Here is a 24,069-nt window from a genome sequence, read left to right on the forward strand (position 1 = left end):
ACGTATTCACGGTGCACCTCCTGGAAGTTCCCGTCAAAAAGAAAGAACTTTTTGTTGGTCTTCCCGATATCGAATACCGCCGTTACTTTAGTTTTCATGGTGTTGTGGTTATAGTCCGGATGCGACAGAGTCAGCGCCTCTTTCTTTAATTAAATTTTCTCTTACTTTTAATGATCGATAAGCGTCTAAAGGACTTAAAGCTCCACCTCTGTTTAATCTTGCTCTTTCCAATAGAGGTCTAACATCCGTACGGTAGGCATCTTGAAGAATTTCTTGACATTTAACCACATCATGATTCAATTGTGCCTCGGTCAATAGTTTTTGGTCTACAAGTAGAGCTTTTGCGTGCGCCTCCTGTATGGCCTCTAAAGATTGAATCAAATCCTCTAATGGATCTTTTATGTTATGGCTGGCATCTATCATCCAAGCCGGATATGGATTTTGAGGATTATTTTCCATTCCATAAACCAACGCATTAAAAATCAAAAACAGGGCATAAGGTTTAACACTACCAACGGTAAGGTCATCATCGCCATATTTGCTATCATTAAAATGGAAACCTCCCAGTTTACCCTTTAACATTAATGTAGAAACTATTTGTTCAATATTGGTATTAGGTAAATGATGTCCCAAATCTACCAAGGTATATGCTTTATCTCCACATGCGTTGGCAAGCATGAATGAAGTTCCCCAATCTTGAATTACCGTACTATAAAAATTGGGCTCATAAGGCTTATATTCTATGAACATTTTCCAGTCCTCGGGAAGGGTTTTGTAGATATCCTTAAGGCTATCTTCTGTATTTTGTAATGCAGATTGAAAGTTGGTCTGTCCAGGAAAATTAGAACCGTCCGCTAACCAAACCGTTAAACTTTTGGAACCTAGCTTATCTCCAATTTTTATTACCTCTATATTATGAGCTACAGCCTGTTCGCGAGAAGCTTTACTTGTGTTGCTCAAAGAACCGAACTTATAACTTTCCTTACTGTCCTTTTGGTCCTGGAAGGTGTTGGAGTTGACAGCATCGAAGATAATATCGTGGGAATCTGCGAGATCCTTTATGGAATTGTAGTCCGTTGGAACATCCCATGGAATATGCAAAGATATGGCGCCCGCAGTTTGTGTAAGTGAATGAATCAGTCCCACATCGTCTATCTTCAGCTCTAGGCTAGAGGGTTCTCCTTGAAACCCGAAACGACCGAAGCGAGTACCGCCGGCCCCTAAGGCCCAACTGGGTATAGCTACTTGGAAGTCCTGTAATTTCTTGATAATTGCGTTAACGTCGTTCCCCTTGTTGGAAAGGGTATGTGCTAAAAAGTCGAAACGTTCATTGTGACCGGTGATTCCTTTTTGGTTGGCATCACCAAGCCGATTTTTATCTATTCTCATAAAGTTCTTGATTTTGGTAAAAATACTTCCATGGGCCATACGGCCCATGGAAATAAAAACAAACTAACTCAAAACGATCTATCTTACAAAGGCATTCGCCATACCCCCGTCCACATTGATGATGTTCCCTGTGGTCTTGTTCAATACGCCCACGCATGCAAATACCCCGTCCGCGATATCCTTGGGGTATATGATCTCGTTCAGGAGGTTGCGTTTGGCGTAATGTGCGGGAAGCTCCTCAACGGTGATCCCGTAGGCCTTTGCACGTCCCTCGGCCCAATCGCCTTCCCAGATCTTGCTGCCCACGATCACCCCGTCCGGGTTTACGGTATTGACCTTTATTTTGTCGCCCCCCAGTTCCGCGGCCAATAGGCGCGCCATATGCTGCTGTGCGGCCTTCGCCGTTCCGTAGGCCACGTTGTTGGGCCCCGAAACCAGTCCGTTTTTACTGGCTATGCTAATGAAGTCCCCACCCAAATTTTGTTTACGCATAATGGCAACCGCCTGTTTCGCGAGTTCAAATTGCCCTTTTACCAAAACGTTTTGTAGGATGTCCCAATCTTTTTCCGTGGTATCTCCCAAAGGTTTTGAAATGGCCAGGCCTGCACTGTGCACAACGATATCGACACCTCCAAACTCCAAGCATGCTTTTTTGTAGGCATTTGCAATGGATTCGCTTTTGGTTACGTCGCAAACCGCATAGCTTGCCGTATCCCTAGCGTAGGTGGCCACACCTTCTTTTAATCGGTCTTCGGCAATGTCGGTCAACACCACATTGGCACCTTCTTCGGCCAGTTTATCGGCAATGGCCTTGCCGATTCCTCCCCCTGCACCGGTAACCAAGGCTACTTTGCGTGACAAAGGCTTCTCTTTCGGCATTCGCTGTAGTTTAGCTTCTTCCAGCAACCAATATTCAATATCGAACGCTTCTTGTCGGGGCAAGGATGTGTATTCCGTAATGGCTTCGGCACCTCGCATTACATTAATGGCGTTTACATAAAATTCATTGGCAACACGGGTCGTCTGCTTGTTTTTGGCGAAACTGAACATACCTACCCCCGGATAGATAATTATAACGGGATTGGCATCTCTAACAGCAGGACTATTTTCGCGTTTATGGAGGTCGTAATACGATTGATATTCCTTTCGGTACTCTTCAAAGGCAGGTCTTAATTTGGCCAGCACGGCCTCGGTATCGGAAAGGTCTTCTTTGGCATCTAATTTTAATACCAAAGGCTGTATCTTAGTTCTCAAAAAGTGGTCTGGGCAAGAGGTGCCCATAGGAGCCAAGCGCTCCAAGTCATTGCTGTTAATGTACTCAAGAACAACATCACTATCGTTAAAATGCCCGATCATTCCGTTTTCGGAAGAACATAGTCCCCTTAACATAGGCATAAGCAGGGCGGCTTTTTCCAAACGCTCCTCTTTGCCCAGGCTTTCGATTTTTTGGCCTCCGAATACGCTTCCGTTGGCCTTGATTTTATTCTCTATATATTCCGAAGCCATTTCAATGACCTCTAAACTGTTTATGTAACATTCATAAGAGGTATCCCCCCATGTGAAGAGACCATGGCTTCCCAAGACTATTCCACGTATTCCAGGATTGTCGTTCAGACATTTTTCCAGTTGGAGTCCCAAATCGAAACCGGGCCGTTGCCATGGAACCCAGCCCATGGTGTCTCCCCAGATTTCCTTGGTCACTTTTTCGCTATCCTTTGCTGCGGCTACGGCAATTAGGGCATCGGGGTGCAAATGGTCAATATGTTTAAACGGAAGCAATCCGTGTAAAGGCGTATCTATAGAAGGGGCTTTGCTGTCTAGGTCATAAATGCAATGATTGAAAAGTCCGACCATACGGTCTTCATCTTCCAGACCGCCGTAGACGTTTTTTAGATTTCTCAACCTTTCGGTATAAAGACCGGCTATGCCAGCTTTGGTCAAGGTTCCAATATCACCGCCCGAACCCTTGATCCACATCACTTCTACCTCCTCATTGGTCAGTGGATCCTTTTCAACGGTCTTACAACTTGTATTTCCTCCGCCGTAATTGGTGATCCTTAAGTCCGCACCTAGAATATTGGATCGATAAAGAAATAAGGCGACCTGGTCATCACCTAGGGCTGCAGCTTTCTCTTCGTCCCATAGATAATCGACATACTTGAATTGTTGTGTTGTATTTTTCATTTGAAGGGTTATTATGTTTGGTAGCAAAAGTAGATTATGATGGAAAGCTTTGTGTCCTGTACTGTACCGTTCAGTGAAAAAATAAACTGGTTTTTCTTGTAAATTATCAAATTACATCTTTATTATTGCTCTATTATGTGTCAACGCAATCATAAAGAGAAAAAGCCTTTTGACGATGAATATATTTGAGTTTATTAAGATCAATGAGAATTCAAGAGTTCCAAAGTACAAACAAATTGTGGACTCGATAATTTATAATATTTCCGCAGGCAATTTAAAGATGGATGATAAAATACCATCTATCAATAGATTCAGTGAAGAATACCTACTTTCAAGAGATACGGTAGAAAAGGCATATAGTATTTTAAGGGAGCGTAAAGTCATTGTCTCTATTAGGGGAAAAGGGTATTATATAGCCAGGACCAAATTAATTTCAAAGGTTAATATCCTCTTTTTAATTAATAAATTGAGTTCGTATAAGATGAGAATCTATAATTCTTTTGTCAATAGTATCGGAGGGAAGGCACACACAAATCTTTTCATATACCATTGTGAAGAAGAACTTTTTTTGAATCTGTTGGAAAAAAATAGAAATGCATATGATTACTATGTCATTATGCCTCATTTTAAGACCGAGAAATTAAAACATACAAGTAGTACCCCTGAAGTAATCAAGTCTATAAATGACATTCCCAAAGAGAAGTTAGTCATAATGGATAATTTGATAACCGAAGTAAAGGGTAACTATATTGAAGTGTATCAAGATTTTGAGGACGACATTTATAATGCCCTAAAAAAGGGTTTTAATAAAATTTCGAAGTATGAAAAAATGATTATTACCTATCCCCAAGAGTCTGTTTATCCCTATCCAAAAAGAATATTACACGGGTTTAGGAAATTTTGCAGTGAGCATTCTATAGATTTTGAAGTGTTGGACGAAATCTATGACGATATGATCTTAAAAAAAGGTGACTTATTTATAACTATAAGTGAGTCTGATTTAGTTAATCTTGTTAATCAAATAAGGAACCAAGAATTTGATCTTGGTAATGATATCGGCGTTATATCCTATAATGATACCCCTTTGAAACAATTGCTGGGGATTACCTGTATTTCAACTGATTTTAAGGCAATGGGGGAAACTGCCGCCCACATGATTATGGATAAGAAAAATGGGAAAGTTAAAAACCCATTTCATTTTATAGATAGAAATTCTATTTAATCTAAACTTGCTATCTAATAAAATCGACACCAATAGCACCATTTCAACCATGTAAAGAAGTTGTTGAGAGATGCGAAGGTCTTTTGGCATGTCAATATTTTTTTCAAACTTTTTGCTTGCATAGATTCTAAATCAAGCTAATTTTTATAACAACTTTTGGCATTTGGTTTTTTTTTATGTCGCATTACGTTCCACACTGCGTTAGTATGGCAAGGGGGAGATTTTCTTGGCCACGGGGTAAAGTGCGGTGATATTACTTCCATGGCCTATTTGGTTTATGTTTTTTAATAAGTGTGAGCTGTAGCATATATTCGTTCTTTTATGCAAGGGCAAGCACCCTCCCTCATATTTCTTCGTTGTTAATAGATGAACCTATTCAATCGTAAAAAGGTCTGTTTTTCAACATTTTATTACTGGTAGGGGCATTAAGGTTTAGGTTAACTTTTTGTAAATCAGGGTAAATAGATTTGCGTGTTATGTGAATTATTTGAAAACCTCGTTTGCTTTGTGATTTTCTCGAGATTGCCGCCCCTATTTTAGCGAACAGTATAGAACAGGATGGTAGTTTAAAAATCTGAACCTAGATTAGCTGGAATTTAATAGCCTGTTATAGGTGCATTCTTCTTGTTGTTTTCTTTTCTGAGATGGTGCGTTGAAGATAATTTGTTACGCTTCAATGTTCGGTTTTATTCAAATAGGAAAATAATCTTATACGCGATAAAATTATAATCAAATATCATTAAAATGACGGAATTTAAATCGATAGTTATATGCTTATTCCTTTTTGTAATAATGGGATGCAGGGGCACAACCGAGGAAAAAACGACAGAAGAAGTGATTAGAACAAAACCTAATATCATCTTTATCTTAGCGGATGATTACGGTATAATGGATAGTCAGGCTTATGCGCGCAAATTCTCCGGGGCCAATACGTCTGAAATGTATTATGAGACACCTAATATAGATAGATTGGTAAAAGAAGGAGTAGCCTTTAGTCAGGCCTATGCCAATCAATTGTGTTCACCTACACGGGCTAGCATTATGACAGGTAAGTACGCCAGCCGTCTAGGCTTTACCACGGCCATGCCGCCAAGGGAAACCTATTACAATCAAAATTTGCCGGTGCCAGATGGTTATTATGCGAATGACGTTTTAGAGCACAAAGACCCTATTGCTATTGAACAGGCTTTGGAAAATGGTATTTCAAATTCAGCGGTACCGGCTGGTTCGATTCTAGACAGCGGTCAGGATGAAGTTTCCATAGCAGAGGCTTTACAAGCGTATCATTCCGCTTTTATTGGGAAATGGCATATTGGTGGTTTTGGAGCAAAAGGGTACCAACCTTCAAACCAAGGTTTTGAGCCTTTAGCTTGGTTTGATGCCGGCGGTTCTGTGTATTACGATTGGAAAAAAGGTTGGAATAATAAAGAAAAGACCCTATTTCCTAAAATGCCACAGGAATTTTCAGAAATAGGGGATTCCGGACGTGAAACAGGTGAAGATTATTTAACGAACGACCTTACTGTTCAAGCTTTGAATTATATTGATAAAAGGTCAAAAATAAAAGAAGAACCTTTCTTTCTCTATTTTTCGCATTTTGCCGTACACTCTCCTTACCAGGGTAAGGAAGATGAAATAAATTACTTTAAAAATAAAGCAACTAAAGGATGGAACAATCATAAGGATCCAATTTATGCTTCTATGATTAAAACCTTGGATTGGTCAGTTGGTCAAATCTTGAAAAAACTTGAAGAAACAGGTCTTGATGAAAATACACTGATTATTTTTATGTCTGATAACGGAGGTATAGATTCTAAAATTACACCAAGGGGAGAAGGTACGGATAATAGCCCATTTTTAGGAGGTAAAGCCTGTCTTACCGAAGGGGGTATTAGGGTGCCACTTATTTTTAGATGGAAAGGAAAATTAAAGAAAGGTCAATGGGTAGATGTTCCTGTTGACTGCACAGATATCTACCCCACTATTTTAGATGTTGCTGGTTACGATTCAAAATCTATTTCCAAAGCTAATTCCTTAGATGGGCAGAGCCTTTTAGGCTTATTGGCAGATACCGAAAACAAAGAGAATACATATAACAAAACAACACATTATTGGCATTATCCCTTTAATGTTATTTACAATAGTCCCTATGAGCCTTACGCGCTTACACCTCATTCTGCAATACGTGATGGGGATTATAAGTTAATATTTGATTGGTACGGGCGATTGCATCTATATAATATAGCCAAGGATCCCTTTGAGCGAAATGATTTGGCCTTAGACAACGAAAATTTACGAGAGCAACTTTTTGATAAGTTGATGGTCTGGATTACAGCAAATGTTGAAAAACGATATTGGCCCTCGATTAACCCTGATTATAATGCGGCCAAAGAAGTTAGAAAAGACCCTTTTCAAGATTTGTTCTCTGTCTATGTAAAACATTAGGGGCCAAATTCCTTTCCGTTTACCCTTAAGATTTGATGTTTTAGAATAGAACTTTTTCATCATTGACTTTTGTGTACTTCAGGTGTGCGAAATTTAATAAATATAATAATGCTGTAGACGAGACCAATGTCATTTGAGTATCAATCAGGAAGTTAGAATTATAGGTTGGTATTACAGTATTAGAAAATTTAGTACACGTCAATTTTGTCCAACAGATAAAGTTGGAAATTTACTATGGGATACGTTATTATATGAATTTTAGAAATAAGAAAAAAAGTTGGGTCTAAGCTTAATTTGGTTGAAGTTAGTAGTATTTGCTGGTTTTTATAGGGTTGAACAGAGGAGATTTGAATCTGTTTTAACATGTTAAACAGGACAGTACAGGACACCACAGCATGGTACAGGATGAGTTCTAATAATCACCCGCATACATTTGAAGATGCCTTAAAATATCGCTCAATATTTTAAGGATTGTATATAACTCAACTAAATAATTCTACATTATGAAAAAAAGGTTTAGATGGAACTCCCAAGGGTTTCTAATTATTATGACCCTGTTATGGGGGGGTACAATGCAGGCGCAAAGCGTTACAGTATCTGGAACCGTGGTTTCGGCCGACGATTCGCAAGCCCTGCCCGGGGTTAACGTAGTCGTTAAAGGTACAACTATAGGATCAGTGACGGATTTTGATGGGAATTACAGTATTGAAGCTCCAAATGCCAATAGTGTTTTGGTATTTACCTACCTAGGTTTTACTACCCAAGAGATTTCGGTTGGGGGTAAAAACCAGATAGATGTGTCTATGACAGAAGACGCAGCACTTCTAGATGAAGTTGTAGTGGTTGGGTATGGTACTCAGATTAAGCGTCAAGTTACTGGTGCGGTTTCTACCATACAGGCCAATGAACTTGCGGATATACCTGTTTCACAGGTTACCCAAAAGATACAGGGTAGATTACCAGGAGTTCAAATAAATCAGGCCACAGGTAAACCGGGACAGGGAATGTCAGTTCGGATAAGGGGGCAATTATCCGTTTCAGGAGGAAGTGATCCATTGTACGTAGTAGACGGTTTTCCCATTTCCGGAGGTATAAACACCATAAACCCAGATGAGATTCAGGATATTACAGTGCTAAAGGATGCTGCCTCTACTTCGCTTTACGGTTCTAGAGCAGCCAATGGGGTAGTTTTAATTACGACTAAAAGTGGACGATCAGGAGAAACTAGTGTGAGCTTAAACATGACAACCAGCATGCAAAGTGTTCCGCAACGTGGAAGAATAGAGATGATGGATGCCGTGGAGTTCGCTCAATTCAAAAAAGAATATTATGAAGATCAAGGTAGCCCTGTTCCGGATATTTTTCAGAATCCGGCACAGTATGAAGGGCAGACCAATGATTGGTACGATGCACTTTTGAGAACTGCGCCTATGACCAATTATAATTTAAGTATTACTTCCAACAAAGAAAAATTAAAGACATCCGTAGTATTAGGCTTTTTTGACCAAGAAGGAGTTGTTCTAGGTTCTGACTATAAGCGTTACTCACTTCGTGCTAATTTGGATTACACCTTATCGGATAAGGTTCGTATAGGTGTAAACATTGCCCCCAACCATATAGTTGACAATGTGCCAAGAACAGATGGTACTAGGGGCACTGGTCTTTTGTTCAATGCATTGCATACATGGCCCATTATGCCAATTTATAATCCGGATGGTACAAGAACCGAGTTTAATAGATTTCCTGCGGATACAGGAAATATCTTCTCGTACGCCAACTGGTTGAACTCTGCGGAACGAATTAAGGATGAGACCAAAAGTGTTAACCTTTTGAGCAACGCGTTTCTTGAATATAAACCTATTGAGGGTCTTGCTATTAAGACTAGTTTGAATGCAGAATTATATAATGAGCAATATGAATTCTTCAGTCCAACTAACGCTACTTATTCAATCAACAGACCCGTGCCTACCAATAATGAGGCCATTTGGGATGATCGAAATACATTTTCTTGGTTGAACGAAAATACGATTACCTATGATAAGAGTATTGGTGATCATACCTTCTCCGTTTTAGGAGGTTTTACCTATCAGAAATACCGTCAAGATCGTAACAGGGTTCAAGCATCAGATTTTGCAGATGATCGTTTGCCTACTATACAAGGCGCGACCAATATTAACAGAAACGGGACTTTTGATGAAGTTAGAGAGTGGAGTTTGGTTTCTTTTCTATCTCGTCTTACCTATAACTACAAAGGAAAATATTTGTTGACCGGATCCATACGTAGTGATGGTTCTTCTAGATTTGGGTCGGAGAACCGTTGGGGTACGTTTCCTTCTGTATCCGCTGGTTGGATAGCTTCGGATGAGCCTTTCCTAGAAAAATCAGAAACTATATCCTTGCTTAAATTACGAGGTAGTTACGGTGTAACAGGAAATAATAATATTGGTAATTACACGCAATATGCATTGATTGATAATACGGTAAATGCCGTTTTTGGAGATACTTTTGCACCAGGTTCGGCAGTTAACTCACTGTCAAATTCAAACTTAGGTTGGGAAACTACCAAGCAGTTTGATGCCGGGCTTGATTTAAGTCTTTTTAATGATAGGGTATCCTTTGTGTATGATTATTATACAAAGAACACTACCAACTTACTTTATAATGTTCAGGTTGCTCGCGAATCAGGCTTCTCCAATTTTAGTGATAATATTGGTGAGATTCGTTTCTGGGGACATGAATTTGCCTTAAATACAGTGAACACAACTGGTAAGTTTCAATGGACGACCAATGCCAATATTTCATTCAACCGAAATAGAGTAGAAGCGCTGGCTGATGGAATTGATAGGGTTTATGGACCAGGAGGATGGCATATTACTCAAGTGGGCCAACCCTTTGGTCAGTTTTATGGTCATGTATCGGATGGAGTATATCTCAATCAAGAAGATTTGGACAATTCACCTCAAGTCCCAGGTCGTTCTACGGTAGGGAGTATAAAGCTTGTGGATATAAATGGAGATGGTATTATTACAAATGGAGGAGATTTTGATGACCGAGCTATTACTGGAAGCCCTTTTCCAGATTTTACCTATGGTATTACAAATACTATTAAATATCGCAATTTAGACTTTTCCATTGTGGGTACAGGTTCTCAAGGTAATGAGTTATTGGTTCGTCACTTATATAGTACTACCAATCTTGATGGTGTTTTTAATCTTTTGAAAGACGTTGAGAATCGGTTTAGGTCCGTAGATAATCCAGGTGATGGTTTTTATGGAACTACCGTTGGAGGAGGAAACGTTACAGGTATAGAGAGAGACTGGATAAACGATCGCTTTGTTGCGGATGCCTCTTATTTCAATATTAGAAATATAACTTTAGGCTATACCTTACCAGGAGTGGATAAATATTTTAAATCGGCCCGTATATACGGATCTATTCAAAATGTACACATTTTCACTAAATATTGGGGAGGACCAAACCCTGAAATAAGTGTGCAGAATAACGGAGATGGAGACGGGGGCAACCTTGCTTCCGGGGTGGATATTTCTGGATACCCGGTTCCCCGCATTTTTAGTGTTGGTTTAAACTTAAACTTTTAAATCATAGACTACGATGACAAAACATATTTCACTTTCGACAAATTTTAAAACTGAAAAAATGAAAAAGATATTTTATTGTGTCGTAGCGTCCATGGCTTTTATAGTCAGTAGTTGCGATGACGAATTAACCATATTTCCCGAGGACTCATTAAGTGTTCCTACATTCTTTAAAACAGAAACGGATTTTACCCAGGCAGTTAACGGTGCTTATGTCCCGTTACGTCTGATTAACAACCAAGCCAAGCCTTATCTGGCGGAAATGCACTCAGACAATACTTATTTTGCTCGTAATACGGCATTTGGTGCAACGGATAATCAGGAAGATATTGCGGACCACTCCATACCTAGTGATGGGGGAATAACTGCTAATACTTGGGTGGAGCAGATTTACCGTGAATATTATCAGATCATAGCACGTACAAATCAAATTTTGACCACTATTGATGATGCGGAATTTGATGAAGCGGCCAAGGCCAACCTTAAAGGACAGGCACTTTTTTTAAGAGCTTATTCGTATTTTGAATTGACGCAGCTATTTGGTAGTGTACCTATGCACCTAGAACCAGTATTAGATCGTGATGGGGCAGCTTTGCCACTCTCTAGTGAAGACGACCTTTATGCACAAATTATTGAGGATGCTCAGGGAGCTACAGCCTTGTTGCCGCTTAAGTCGGAGCAAGAACCGGGTAGGGTTACACTAGGAGCGGCTCAAACCCTTTTGGCCAATGTTTATATCGTTAGAGAACAGTGGGCAGAGGCGGAGATCCTTTTAAAAGCTGTGGTAGCTAGTAATGAATATATGTTGATGCCTAATTATGAAGATGCTTTTTCCGGGAATAGCGAAAACAAGAACAATATGGAATCTGTTTTTGAAATTCAATACAGGGAGGGTGCCGAAGGTTTAAACGGAAGTTTTTTATATAACTTTCTACCAAGACCAATTACTGCCGAAGAAGTTGGTGCTATAACGGGAACTTCAAATCCACAACCGGTTAATGGTGAAGGAAACAATATACCTACACCGGACATAATTGATGCCTATGAAGAAGGAGATTTAAGGGAAGATGCTTCAATTATGTATGTTACTATTAGTGAAAGTTTTTGGGAAGATGGTGTTTACCCTATCATTAAAAAATATGTGGAGCCCCATGCATTACATAATAACCATGGAATGAACTGGCCCGTATACAGGTATTCCGAAGTGTTGTTGTTTTTAGCCGAAGCTTTGGAAGAACAAGGTAAAGACGGAGAAGCTCTTCCTTATCTTAATCAGGTTCGTACACGTGCTGGTCTAGGTGATCCTGTGGGGGATCTGGGAGAAGCTATCTTTAACGAAAGAAGGGTGGAGCTTGCTTTTGAAAACAAAAGATGGTTTGATTTGGTAAGGACAGGCAGGGCTATAGATGTGATTACCGCTCACGGTAATAAAATAAAGGCGAATCCTATTGATTATTACTATCCTGCTGGTGTAGAGCCAAGAGGCAATGTTTTTACCAATATTTCTGAACGTTACGCCTTACCTGCATCGGAATCTTCATTAAATCCAAATTTTTAATTGAATCGGAAAATATAATTTATCAAAGAAAATTAAAGGTCATGGACATCCATGACCTTTAATCGTACAAAAAATTTCACTTGTAATCTATCAATTAGAAGTGCGGAAAAATCAAAGAATAAACCAAGAATTGTTGTAAATGTAGAACCTTAAAAAGGAGGCTTTAGGTTTCTTAATTTTATGGAAATTATCAGTAGAAGAATTATGACAATCAAAAAAATATAATAGGAATTATGAATAAATATAGTAGCGTATTTAAATTAATGGGGAGAACTCTTTTTGCTTTAACATTACTGTTAGGTTTTCAATCTTGTAAAGAAAAAAAACAGGAAACTACTGTAGAAACCACGGCAAAAGTTCAAGAGAAAGAAGACGGTTTTATAAATATATTTGATGGGAAAACCTTGACAAATTGGAAAGGCGACCTCAATTATTGGCGTGTTGAAAATGGTCATCTAGTAGGAGAGGTAACCCCGGAAACCCTTTTGAAAAGTAATACCTTTATTATTTGGCAAGGAGGGCAGCCGGATGACTTTGAGCTGAAGTTGGAATTTAGAATAACCGAATCCGGTAATAGTGGCATAAATTATAGAAGTGATTTGATCGATACCATACCTAACGCCATGAGGGGATATCAAGCAGATATTGATGGAAAAATTAGGTATACGGGACAGAACTATGAGGAAAAGAAAAGGGCTACATTAGCATACCGTGGGGAGAAAGTAAAAATAAAGACTCAAGATAATCCGGATGTTGCCGGTTCTTTACGAGGCAATGTAAAAAAGAATTGCTGGCAAAGTAGAGAGGTAATAGGTTCTTTGGGAGAATCGGATTCGTTAAAGACTAAGATTAAAAGTGAAGATTGGAACGAAGTACATCTGGTTATAAAAGGAAATCGCCTTCAGCATTACGTAAATGGGACATTAATGAGTGACGTAATTGATGAAGATACTATAAATAGAAAATTAAAAGGACATTTAGGAGTGCAGGTACATGTTGGCCCGCCTATGAAGGTAGAGTATAGAAATATACAGCTAAAGAACTTGTAACATCTAAAAGATAAAGATAGTTAGAATGGGAGATTTAAAAGATTTTCAAAAGTTGGTTATTTCAAATGCAAGCCACGTTAAAGGATTAACGGTAGGAGATAAAGCTCCGGACTTTACGCTTCCCAATGCCTTAGGGAAAGAGGTTTCGCTATCTAAACTTTTAAAATTTGGTGTAGTTGTCATCAAATTTTATCGTGGTGAATGGTGTCCTATTTGTAATTTAGACCTGAAGGAAGTACAAAGTAAACTACCCGATATTACATCTTTAGGAGCTTCATTTTTGGCAATAAGTCCTCAAAACCCTGATGAAGCATTAACGGCAAAAGAGAAAAACAGTCTTGATTTTGAAGTGCTAAGTGATACACATCAAAAAGTCATTAAAGCGTATAATCTTCAGTTTGATCCAGGAGAGGATTACCATGCGCGAAGAGATTTAACACTTTTAAATGGCGATGGTTCAAAAACACTTCCTGTTCCCGCAACATTTATTATTAACACTGATCAAATTATTGAAGCTGCCCATGTTGAAGCAAATTATACAGAAAGAATGGGAGTTTCTGAAATACTATCGGTACTTAAAGATTTAGCGAACAAAAAGTAATACGTTGGGTGAATGTAACACAAGAATTTATAAACAATAATCACGCCCGCTCTCAGGACAGCACAGGATGGGTAATGCTTCTATAACACATAAGTTTGAATAAGATTCCTTACCCGACTTCTAAGGTTTGAACAGAGAATCTAATTTAAGAGAATTAACAAATATCAAGTTTATGAGTATAAAAATTTTAGCGGCAATCTTTCTTTGTGGTGGCGTACTAACATTAAAGGCACAAAAAGCGGAGAAAGAACTGCAGGTTAAAAAGCCTAACATTATTTTTATTTTAACGGATGACCAACGTTTTGATGCTCTGGGTTATGCAGGGAACAAACTTATTTCTACCCCTGAAATGGATAAGTTGGCAAAAGAGGGTACCTATTTTAAAAACGCTATGGTTACCACTCCGATCTGCGCGGCAAGTAGGGCCAGCATTTTAACAGGGCTTTATGAGCGTACCCATAATTTCAATTTCCAGACAGGAAATATTAGAGAATCGTACATGGCTGAATCATATCCTTCAATTTTAAAAGAGAATGGATATTTTACCGGTTTTTATGGGAAATATGGGGTTCGTTATGATAAACTAGAGAATCAATTTGATCAATTTGAGTCCTATGACCGTAACAATGAGTATAAGGACAGACGTGGTTATTACTATAAAACGTTAGGTAAGGATACCGTTCATTTAACGCGATATACGGGACAGAAAGCTATAGATTTTATTGCAGATGTAAAGACGGATAAACCTTTTTGTCTTTCTTTAAGTTTCAGTGCTCCCCATGCACATGATGGGGCAAAGGACCAATATTTTTGGCAGGGAGAATCAGATGCCTTGCTTCAGAACATCAATATGCCCGATGCAGATTTAGGAGAGGACAAGTATTTTGAGGCTCAACCTAAATTTGTACGAGATGGTTTCAACCGGTTACGTTGGACCTGGAGGTACGATTCCCCTGAAAAATATCAGCATAGCGTAAAAGGCTACTATAGAATGATTTCTGGTATTGATAGGGAAATTGCCAAAATTAGGGCCGAGCTGGAAAAGAAGGGACTTGCAGAAAACACGGTTATAATTCTCATGGGCGATAACGGCTACTTTTTAGGGGAGCGCCAGCTTGCAGGTAAATGGTTGTTATATGATAATTCCGTAAGGGTGCCTTTAATAGTCTTTGACCCAAGGGAGAAAAAGCAAAAAGATAGTGATGCCATGGCCCTGAACATAGATGTACCTTCTACAATTCTGGATTTGGCCGGCATTGATCAACCGAAAGCGTGGCACGGTAAAAGTCTTATGCCTATTGTGAAAAGCGCCAAGCGCGATTTTGGGCGGGATACTGTGCTCATTGAGCATATTTGGGAATTTGAGAATATACCACCTAGTGAAGGAGTACGTACAAAAAAATGGAAGTACTTCCGGTATGTTAATGACCAATCTTTTGAAGAACTTTATAATTTAAAAGACGACCCCAAAGAAATACACAATCTGGCCAAGGATGCAAAATATGCCGAAAAATTAAAGGCTTTTAGAAATAAAACTAACAGTCTTATTCTAGAGCATTCGGATGAATATTCCAATGGACCAAGCGACTTGATTGTAGAATGGATACGCAACACAGAGGGTGTTGCCATTATTGATGACAAACCAGAATTTGGATGGGTGGTGCCGGATGGCGCAGTTTCACAATCGGCCTATCAAATATTGGTAGCTTCAACCAAAGAAAAAATAGACAGCAATATTGGTGATGTTTGGAATAGTGGACAAATGCGGACCAATGCCTCATCAGAAATAGAGCACGGTGGGTCAGCTTTAAAAAACGGAGAGACCTATTTCTGGAAGGTACGTATTTGGGACCAAGATAATCGACTATCAAGATATTCTCAAAGTCAGTCTTTTACCATGGGAAGCCCCAAGGCAACCATAACGACCCCCAATAGTTTTCAAATAGACAAAATTAAACCTGTCAAATTCGAAAACAGAGGCGATACTTATTTCATGGATTTTGGAAAAGCGGCTTTCGCTACCCTCAATTTTACATATAAGGCCAAAACTTCAGGTATAGTTACCTTTAGAATTGGAGAACAATTAGACGGGGAGAACATCAACAGAAAACCTTTTGAAAAAAGTCATATCAGATATCAGGAAATTAAAATGAAGGTAAATCCGGACCAAACGGAATATCAACTTGAAATCAAACCGGACAAGCGAAATACCTTACCCGGCAAGGCACTACCTCTTCCTAAAGGTTTTTCTGTCTTAATGCCTTTTAGGTATGTAGAGGTTCAAGGTATAGAGGGGGACGTTAATGCGGAAGACTTTACATTCTTAGCGCATCATAGCTACTGGGAAGAAAGTGCCAGTAGCTTCAAAAGCTCAGATGATATTTTAAATCAGGTTTGGGAAATTTGTAAGTACACGATAAAAGCTACAACATTTAACGGTCTTTATGTAGATGGCGATCGAGAGCGTATTCCGTATGAAGCAGATGCGTATTTGAACCAACTAAGTCATTATACCACTGATCGGGAATATGCTATAGCTAGGCAAACCATAGAATATTTTATGGAACATCCTACATGGCCAACGGAATGGCAACAGCATGTGGCGCTTATGTTTTATGCAGATTATATGTATACGGGCAACACAGAACTGATCAAGAAGTACTATAATCGATTAAAGTATAAAACGCTTTACGAGCTTGCTAATGAAGATGGTCTTATAACCTCTACTAAAATGACTCCGGAATTGATGAAAAACCTTGGGTTTCCCAAAAAAATGAAGGAGACCTTTAGGGATATTGTAGATTGGCCTTCTGCGGGCTGGGGAGGAGACCCATCAAATAAGGGGGAACGTGACGCTTATGTTTTTAAAGATTATAATACTGTAGTAAATGCGTTTTATTACCAGAATATGAAAATCATGGCGCAATTTGCGGAGGTTTTGGGTAAAACGGAGGAGGCACTGGATTTTGAACTCCGAGCTTTAAAGGCAAAAAAAGCGGTCAACGAAAAAATGTTCGATGCCGAACGTGGTATATATGTAGATGGAATTGGAACGGACCATGCAGCCCTGCATGCCAATATGTTGCCCTTAGCCTTTAACATGGTACCGGAGGAGCATATTTCTTCTGTTGTAGAACACGTAAAATCTAGAGGAATGGCCTGTAGCGTTTATGGTTCACAATACTTAATGGATGGATTGTATAACGCCGGAGCAGAGGACTACGCGTTGGAATTATTAACGGATACCAGTGATAGAAGCTGGTATAATATGATCCGTATTGGGTCTACTATGACCTTGGAAGCTTGGGACCTGAAGTACAAGAACAATCTAGATTGGAACCATGCGTGGGGTGCTGTGCCCGCAAATGCCATTCCACGAGGACTTTGGGGTATTCAACCCAAAACACCGGGGTTTGGAGTCGCTATTATAAAACCTCAAATGAGCGATTTGAAAAATAGCAGTATTGAAGTGCCTACCATTAAAGGAACAATAAAAGGAGAATATACCTATGAGACTTCTAGGCTTCAGGTTTTCAAAATTGAGATTCCGGCAAATATGGTAGCAGAGTTTGAAATTGCTCCATCACCAGGAAAAGAGTTAATGCATAATGGTAAAAAAGTAAATGCCGCTTTCGGTTCTGTACGTTTGGAACCAGGGCATCATGAAATTAAATTGGTAATCAATTCTTTTTAAAGATAATATAGTAGCAATGGTCTACATTGTGCTTATTTTGGTGACGCCAAAACAGGGAGCATATTATTACAAAATCATGGGTCCAAGTATTTTACCGGAATATTAATATCAAAGAATTATAATAATGAAAACATCTAGACGAAGTTTTATTCAGAAAACAGCCTTGGGAACTACGGGTGCTATACTCGGAAGTTCCAGCTTATCTGCTAAGAGTTATAGAAAAGTTATGGGGGCCAATGATAGGATCCAAGTAGCCATAGCTGGTTTGGGCCGTCGTGTTGGAGCCATATATGCTCCGGTAGAGTTAAAGAGTAATAATGTGGAGCTCGTTTACCTTTGTGATGTTATGGAAAGCCAGCGTGTAAAAGCAGCAAAAGAAATGACTCCTCGTTTGGGGTATACTCCAAAACTGGAAAATGATATAAGAAAGGTGCTTGAGGATAAAAAGGTAGATGCATTGTTTAATCTAACACCTGATCACTGGCATGCTCCAGGTTCTATAATGGCACTAAAAGAAGGAAAACATGTATATGTTGAAAAGCCTTGTAGCCATAACATGGCCGAAAACGAACTGCTCGTTGCTGCGCAGAAAAAATATGATAGAGTGGTTCAGATGGGTAACCAACAACGTTCTGCTCAGCATAGTATAGATATTATCAAGCAAATTCATGATGGTGTAATAGGTAAGCCATACAAGGCTGTAGCCTTCTTTAGTAGCAAACGGGGAGAGGTTCCACATCAAAAAGCGGCTCCAGTTCCTACAGGACTAGACTGGGAATTGTTTCAAGGACCTGCTGTTCGCCGTGATTATACTTCGGAGACATGGAATTACAATTGGCATTGGTACGGTTGGAATTACGGTACCGCAGAATTGGGAAATAACGGTACACACGAGCTAGATGTAGCACGTTGGGCCTTACAAGTAGATTTTCCGAATCATGTGGAGGCAGATGGCATTAAATCTGCCTTTGTTGATGATGGTTGGGAGATGTACGATACCATGGAGGCTACATTTAAGTTCGATAACAATACTACTATTAAATGGGACGGAAAGAGTAGAAACGGATACGGGACCTATGGCGGCGGACGTGGTACGATTATTTACGGTAGCGAAGGCAGTGTTTATGTAAACCGTGATCTATACAAGTTGTATGGTCGTGAGGGAAACTTGGTAGAAACGGTCAAGGCCAAAACCAAGGAAGGTGGGTTAGAGCTTGGTGGGGGTGGAGGAATGAGTACCATACATGTGGGTAATTTTTTCAATGCCATTAGAGGTAAGGAAACTTTACAAGCCCCTATAGATGATGCCTCTAAAAGTATGGCGTTGGTACACTTTGGAAATGTAGCTTATAGAATTGGAAATGGTTTTGATATAGACCCCAAAACAGGTAGAATGTTAGATAGAAAAGCCTTGGCTTTATGGGGAAGGGAATATGCTGCGGGTTGGGAGCTTACGCTGTAGAACTTCTATAAAAAATATAAGAAACGGGGTAATGTTCTTTTTGGGAGATTACCCTGTTTTAGTTATTGGGGCGCTCCAATTACTTTTACATCTGTCATCTCTTTGCCGTTAGTTCTTGTCTTTTGTTCAACAAAATAAGGTTGAAAAGTATAGGATGAATTATCGTCCCAAATGGCATTTTTAGTGGGCAGATGTTGTTTTAAACGCCTTGTAATGTTTAGGTAATCAGGGTGGTTCGCTAGATTGGTGAATTCGTTGGGGTCATTTTTATGATCATATAATTCTTCCGTTTCATCTTCGTAGCGAATGTATCTAAATTGCTTGGACTTGACGGCATGATTGTTCATCCCAAAGGTTGTGATTGCAAAATGGGGATTTAGATCGTTATCATTCATTAAGGGGACAAGACTTTTTCCTTCGTTTCTTTCATAAGCCGGTAGTCCGCACAGTTCCAAAAGAGTAGGGTAAATGGATAATAACTCCGCGGGTTTATCTATTACTTTTCCTTTAGGTAAATTGGGGGCTGCAAATAATAAGGGTGTCTTGGTAGTCGCATTCCAAAGGGCATGCTTGGCGAAGGTGCTTTTTTCCCCCAATCGATAGCCATGATCGGACCAAAGAACAATAACGGTATTATTGGCGTGTTCGCTTTCATCAAGTGCATCTAACAGTCTTCCTATTTCGTAATCCACATAGCTGATACAAGCCAAATATGCCTGAATGATTTTTGGCCATTCTCCACTTTTAATGGCCCAATCTGTAGAGGGCATCATAGGCAAATCGTTTATTTGTAATGCCACAGGAGGAACATCGTTTAAATCATCTGCCCGATAGGGCCTGGTTTTTATACTGTCGAGCGGATGGAGGTCAAACCACTTTTGTGGCACATAAAGTGGTACATGTACCCGTAAGAAACCTATTCCCATAAAAAAGGGACGGTCGTAGGTTTTCTTTAAACGCTCGTTGACCCAATTTACGGATTGGTGGTCGGGCATCAATGAGTCGGCTTCTGGGAAAGCACCCCAATCTGTACTTGTTCTTCCATATTTCTTACGGTCGGAGGAACCGAAACCGTCCCAAACAAATCGTTTCTCGGGATAAGGTCCAAAACCCTTCTTCCTGCCGCCAGACTCGTCAAAAACTTCATTTGGGGCATGGGTATGGAACAATTTGCCAATCCCCATGGTATGATAGCCATTTTTCTTAAAGTATTCGGGAAGCATTATAATATCCTTTGTTGCGGGATTGTTCTCAGAACGTATTTTTTCATCCGATATCATGCCATAAATGCCGGTGGTTGATGGTCGTAGACCTGTCATTAATGAAGCCCTTGAAGGGCCGCACAAGGGGGCTTGGCAATGCGCATCGGAAAAAATCACCCCTCTAGAGGCCAATCGGTCTATGTTGGGGGTCTTGGAGCCCGAATACTTATCGAGTATTCCGATCATATTATTCAGGTCGTCTACAGCAATGAATACTACGTTAGGATGTTCTGTTTTTATGTTTTTTTTTGTTTCCCCTTTCTCCTTACAGGCGAATAAACATAATAAACTTAAGAAAAGAACGAAAAATACTCCATTTTTCATAAGGTGAATTTTATAGGGCCTTTAGAAGATTTCAATTGTTAGTTCTACCACTTTGTTTTTGTCAAAATAGGCCATGATAGGAATAGCTTCGGCGCCGGGAACCATATTAAAGATACGTTCTTTAGACGTTTCCCTTATGGTGAGGGGGACATTTGAAGTGATTTTTACCAAACCTTCTGGTTTTTGTACGGTAAGCTCATTCGTATTGAGTTGTGTGATCGTCTCTCTGCTAGGAGAAATAATAGGTAGTACAAAAGAGGTTCTCGAAATAATTTCCTGATCGGTTTTAGCAATTATTCGTAAAGAACTTTCCGAACATTCATAAGTTAAATCAAAGTCCGAGGCGGTAGCCTCAACAGCTTGGTTGTACTCGTTTTTTAATTGGCATTGCGCATTTATTAGAATCTGTCCATTGGTATCTTCGGACGAAATAGTCGCAGCACGATCAAAAATATTAGAGCTCCATTCGTCATTATGTACGGTTTCTATTCTTGGGGTAAACGGAAAATCTTCTCCAGGATTGGGTTGTTGGTTTAATGGCTCTACCAACTTATATTTGGCCATACTTGCTGCTAGCACTAGCCCTACTTTGGTATGGAACAATAAAGACAAAGCTCCTCCCGTAGCTTGACGGTAATACCCGTCCTTATAAATAGCGTCATAGGCGGTTACGGTTCCTCTCCAATTTCCACGGGCAAAAAGACTTGTGTCTATTTCCTTATAGTGTTTTATACCATCAGCAGTACTTCGAGGTAGGGGGGCGGCTGTGTTTATTTTGGGTAATTCGTTCCAATTATCCAATAAATGGGCCAATGGTTTGGTATGGGCGAACGTGTGGTGTATACAAGGTTTAATACCGTGCGAAGCATAGTGAATGCCACCATGTAATAATCCGTTGTGGGTACAGCGTCTCAATAATTCGGTATATTTTACCGCGGCCGTGCCCAAAGCGGGGTTACGGTTGGCCATAAGTGCCAATGCAGGTTGACTGCCATCACAAGTGCGACTGCCCCAATAGGTCCATTTGAACATTCGTGTTCCCCAGCCGTTGTCCCACCCCCCATCAGGCAACATGAATTCTAAATGGGTGTTTAGGGATTTATTCAATAGTTCAAGAAGTTCGGTGTCGTTCTCATGCACGGCATAAAGCACGATGTTGTTTAAAGATTCTTCTACATTATAGCCTAAATCTACTCCATGCAGTCCCTTGGCGCTTAATTTATGTGCACTTGGTTTTACCTCACCGTATAAAAAATTATTCGGTTTTGTGAAATATGTTTTGATGGTTTTCGCTAGTTCCTTACTACGGGATAGGTATTCTGGCTTATTGAGCATCTTTCCAATGAGGTTGAGAGCGTAAATGGTAGTGGCTCCATAGTTTACGTTGGTCACATCTATCGTTGGGAATTTTCTGTAAACAAAATCTGCGGCTCTGGCCAATCTATCCGTCCATCGTTCACGTCGTTCTTCGTCGAGCAAATCTCCTTGGTACTGTAAAGCTTCGGCTAGCGAAATGGCACCAAATACCGTAATGCCGTTCCAAGATTTTGGATTAAGATCGTTGGACCACGCTCCACTAGGCAATGTTACATTTTCGGCCCACTCCATCACGGCAATACCTGAGTTGAGATATTTTTGTTCCCCCGTGTACTTTGCCATAGCCAGAAGAGGATATACGGCATCCATCATTCGTCCGTGGACCTTGTTGCATGCCGGACATTTGAACATACCATGTACTTCTGGGTTGTCCGTATTAATAATTTGTGTTCGGATAAGCCCGTCGCACCAATCTTTTAAAAGATCATAAACGAGTTTTTTGAACTCTAAAGAATGTTCTTTGGTAACCTTATCGGAACATGAATTGAACCATGGCCCCATAGATAGGGTAAGACCGGCGGAGCCTAGGCTGGAGAGTTGTAAAAATTCTTTTCGTTTCATAAGAGCCGATTTTTTTTTTGGGTTACCTTTTCTACTGACCCTTTACCATTTTGTAAATTTCGGAACCTGCACTTAAGAAAGCTCCAGTACCGTACACTTCCGTCTTGTCTGGGCTGGCGTTACCGGGAGCGGCACCAATGGGCTGAACATACCCCAGCATGCCATTATCATCCACATAACTGGCCATGGCGTTCCATCCTTTGATTATGGCTTTTTTATAATTGTTGCCTTTTAATATTCCGTTATTGATGCCCCAGGTTAGACCATACACAAAAAAGGATGAACCACTGCTTTCTGGTGTTGGATAGAATTCTTGACCCAATAGGCTCATGGCCCAATGTCCTTCTGGAGTCTGTAATTCAAGGAGTTTTTTAGACATTTTTTTATAAATGTCCAAGAAGTATTCGTATTCCTTGGTTTGAGGTTTTAAATTCGATAGAATATCGGCTAGGCCAGCATAGACCCAACCATTCCCTCGTCCCCAAAATATTTTGGTCCCTTTATCTAGTTTTCCTTTAAACCTCTCATCACGATAATATAGGTGCTCCTCCTTATCAAACAAGAATTCGGTAGTAGCCTTGTATTCTTCAAACATGAAATCTAAGTATTTTTGTTCTCCGGTTATGTTGTACAAGTCGGCCCAAACTGGTGGAGACATAAAAAGGGCATCACACCAGTTCCAACGGTCTTGGTGGTAGGGTGTGGCCCAGTTCAATTTGGTATTGGCAGGGTGGTGCATAAGAAAGCTGAATTGTTCTATAGTGGGCTCCAACATCTCTTTTTGGTTATATTTTCTATACAATGCCGCATACATTCGGCCAACGGCATGGTCATCTGCATGATATTTGCGTTCATGTAATTGCCAGTTGTTTTGATTGCCGATTCCCTTCAACCAATTGTAGTAGGTGTCATCGTCGGCCATTTCTGCCCATTTGGCCATTCCTACATAAAGAGCTGCGTTTGTCCAATGTAAAGGATGATGAGGTTTTTTATTACTATAACTGTCATTGATGTGGTCCATTTGCCAGTCAGCCACCTTTTTCATGATGTCTTTGACTTCGTCAGGGATTATTTTTTGGGCATTACAGAAATGAATGGTGAAAAATGTGACGAGTAGTAATTTGATTGTTTTCATAGGATTGATTTTTTGATTTTATTCAAAACGCCCGATGTGATGCTTCAGTTCTGAAAAAGAAAAGGAAGCACAAATGGAATAACAATTTTAGTGGGGTTTTGGGGAATTTGCATCCTGTGCTATCCTGTCATTCCATACTATTAAGACTTCGTTTTAAAGTATAAAGGGCGGCTCTTTCGAGCAGCCCTTTATTTTAATCGAATTAAATTA

13 protein-coding genes are annotated in these 24,069 nt (G+C 39.8%); 8 read left to right on the forward strand and 5 right to left on the reverse strand.

What is annotated here, in order from left to right; genetic code table 11:
* Positions 1-108: 108 nt before the first annotated feature.
* Together H9565_RS08225 and H9565_RS08230 are read right to left on the reverse strand one after the other, a co-directional pair.
* On the reverse strand, positions 109-1,389 hold the full coding sequence (locus H9565_RS08225) for a sugar isomerase (RefSeq protein WP_215438748.1): 1,281 nt from the start codon (positions 1,387-1,389) through the stop codon (positions 109-111).
* A 78-nt stretch (positions 1,390-1,467) separates the two neighbouring features.
* A complete protein-coding gene (locus H9565_RS08230) occupies positions 1,468-3,573 on the reverse strand; it encodes a bifunctional aldolase/short-chain dehydrogenase (protein ID WP_215438749.1) in 2,106 nt (701 codons plus the stop codon).
* Between the two features lie 175 nt (positions 3,574-3,748).
* Between H9565_RS08230 and H9565_RS08235 the strand changes: the two genes are divergently transcribed.
* The 8 genes from H9565_RS08235 to H9565_RS08270 all read left to right on the forward strand — a co-directional run bounded on the left by H9565_RS08235 (position 3,749) and on the right by H9565_RS08270 (position 19,200).
* On the forward strand, positions 3,749-4,795 hold the full coding sequence (locus H9565_RS08235) for a GntR family transcriptional regulator (protein ID WP_215438750.1): 1,047 nt from the start codon (positions 3,749-3,751) through the stop codon (positions 4,793-4,795).
* Between the two features lie 834 nt (positions 4,796-5,629).
* Positions 5,630-7,240 carry a sulfatase gene (locus H9565_RS08240; protein WP_215438751.1) on the forward strand — a complete coding sequence of 537 codons (1,611 nt, stop codon included), beginning with the start codon at positions 5,630-5,632 and terminating at the stop codon, positions 7,238-7,240.
* A 503-nt stretch (positions 7,241-7,743) separates the two neighbouring features.
* Positions 7,744-10,839 (forward strand): SusC/RagA family TonB-linked outer membrane protein, encoded by a 3,096-nt coding sequence (locus tag H9565_RS08245; RefSeq protein ID WP_246560415.1) that lies wholly within the window; start codon positions 7,744-7,746, stop codon positions 10,837-10,839.
* Between the two features lie 58 nt (positions 10,840-10,897).
* Positions 10,898-12,394, forward strand: coding sequence for a RagB/SusD family nutrient uptake outer membrane protein (locus H9565_RS08250; protein WP_246560418.1), 1,497 nt, complete (start codon positions 10,898-10,900; stop codon positions 12,392-12,394).
* A 233-nt stretch (positions 12,395-12,627) separates the two neighbouring features.
* Positions 12,628-13,443, forward strand: a complete 816-nt coding sequence (locus H9565_RS08255; RefSeq protein WP_246560421.1) for a 3-keto-disaccharide hydrolase — start codon at positions 12,628-12,630, stop codon at positions 13,441-13,443.
* Positions 13,444-13,468: 25 nt separating this feature from the next.
* Complete coding sequence (locus H9565_RS08260; RefSeq protein ID WP_215438752.1) at positions 13,469-14,044, forward strand: peroxiredoxin-like family protein; 576 nt, start codon at positions 13,469-13,471, stop codon at positions 14,042-14,044.
* A 172-nt stretch (positions 14,045-14,216) separates the two neighbouring features.
* The gene (locus H9565_RS08265) at positions 14,217-17,738 is read left to right on the forward strand and encodes a sulfatase-like hydrolase/transferase (RefSeq protein WP_215438753.1); all 3,522 of its coding nucleotides are present in this window, start codon (positions 14,217-14,219) and stop codon (positions 17,736-17,738) included.
* 124 nt (positions 17,739-17,862) lie between these two features.
* Complete coding sequence (locus tag H9565_RS08270) at positions 17,863-19,200, forward strand: Gfo/Idh/MocA family protein (protein ID WP_215438754.1); 1,338 nt, start codon at positions 17,863-17,865, stop codon at positions 19,198-19,200.
* Positions 19,201-19,262: 62 nt separating this feature from the next.
* Here the strand turns inward: H9565_RS08270 and H9565_RS08275 are convergent, their stop codons facing one another.
* Genes H9565_RS08275 through H9565_RS08285 form a run of 3 tightly spaced genes read right to left on the reverse strand, consistent with a single transcriptional unit; the run spans position 19,263 to position 23,859 of the window.
* Positions 19,263-20,786: a sulfatase gene (locus H9565_RS08275; RefSeq protein ID WP_215438755.1), complete on the reverse strand. Its 1,524-nt coding sequence runs from the start codon at positions 20,784-20,786 to the stop codon at positions 19,263-19,265.
* A 21-nt stretch (positions 20,787-20,807) separates the two neighbouring features.
* Positions 20,808-22,724 carry a hypothetical protein gene (locus H9565_RS08280; protein ID WP_215438756.1) on the reverse strand — a complete coding sequence of 639 codons (1,917 nt, stop codon included), beginning with the start codon at positions 22,722-22,724 and terminating at the stop codon, positions 20,808-20,810.
* Between the two features lie 31 nt (positions 22,725-22,755).
* A complete protein-coding gene (locus H9565_RS08285) occupies positions 22,756-23,859 on the reverse strand; it encodes a glycoside hydrolase family 88/105 protein (RefSeq protein ID WP_215438757.1) in 1,104 nt (367 codons plus the stop codon).
* Between the last annotated feature and the right edge of the window lie 210 nt (positions 23,860-24,069).

This window comes from Zobellia russellii (assembly GCF_018728565.1).
In the GTDB taxonomy this organism is placed as follows: domain Bacteria; phylum Bacteroidota; class Bacteroidia; order Flavobacteriales; family Flavobacteriaceae; genus Zobellia; species Zobellia russellii.

Coding starts and splice junctions, on each gene's coding strand:
- H9565_RS08225 (WP_215438748.1), bottom strand. CDS start 1,389: ATGAGAATAGATAAAAATCGGCTTGGTGATGCCAACCAAAAAGGAATC.
- H9565_RS08285 (WP_215438757.1), bottom strand. CDS start 23,859: ATGAAAACAATCAAATTACTACTCGTCACATTTTTCACCATTCATTTC.
- H9565_RS08230 (WP_215438749.1), bottom strand. CDS start 3,573: ATGAAAAATACAACACAACAATTCAAGTATGTCGATTATCTATGGGAC.
- H9565_RS08265 (WP_215438753.1), top strand. CDS start 14,217: ATGAGTATAAAAATTTTAGCGGCAATCTTTCTTTGTGGTGGCGTACTA.
- H9565_RS08255 (WP_246560421.1), top strand. CDS start 12,628: ATGAATAAATATAGTAGCGTATTTAAATTAATGGGGAGAACTCTTTTT.
- H9565_RS08250 (WP_246560418.1), top strand. CDS start 10,898: ATGAAAAAGATATTTTATTGTGTCGTAGCGTCCATGGCTTTTATAGTC.
- H9565_RS08235 (WP_215438750.1), top strand. CDS start 3,749: ATGAATATATTTGAGTTTATTAAGATCAATGAGAATTCAAGAGTTCCA.
- H9565_RS08260 (WP_215438752.1), top strand. CDS start 13,469: ATGGGAGATTTAAAAGATTTTCAAAAGTTGGTTATTTCAAATGCAAGC.
- H9565_RS08245 (WP_246560415.1), top strand. CDS start 7,744: ATGAAAAAAAGGTTTAGATGGAACTCCCAAGGGTTTCTAATTATTATG.
- H9565_RS08275 (WP_215438755.1), bottom strand. CDS start 20,786: ATGAAAAATGGAGTATTTTTCGTTCTTTTCTTAAGTTTATTATGTTTA.
- H9565_RS08270 (WP_215438754.1), top strand. CDS start 17,863: ATGAAAACATCTAGACGAAGTTTTATTCAGAAAACAGCCTTGGGAACT.
- H9565_RS08280 (WP_215438756.1), bottom strand. CDS start 22,724: ATGAAACGAAAAGAATTTTTACAACTCTCCAGCCTAGGCTCCGCCGGT.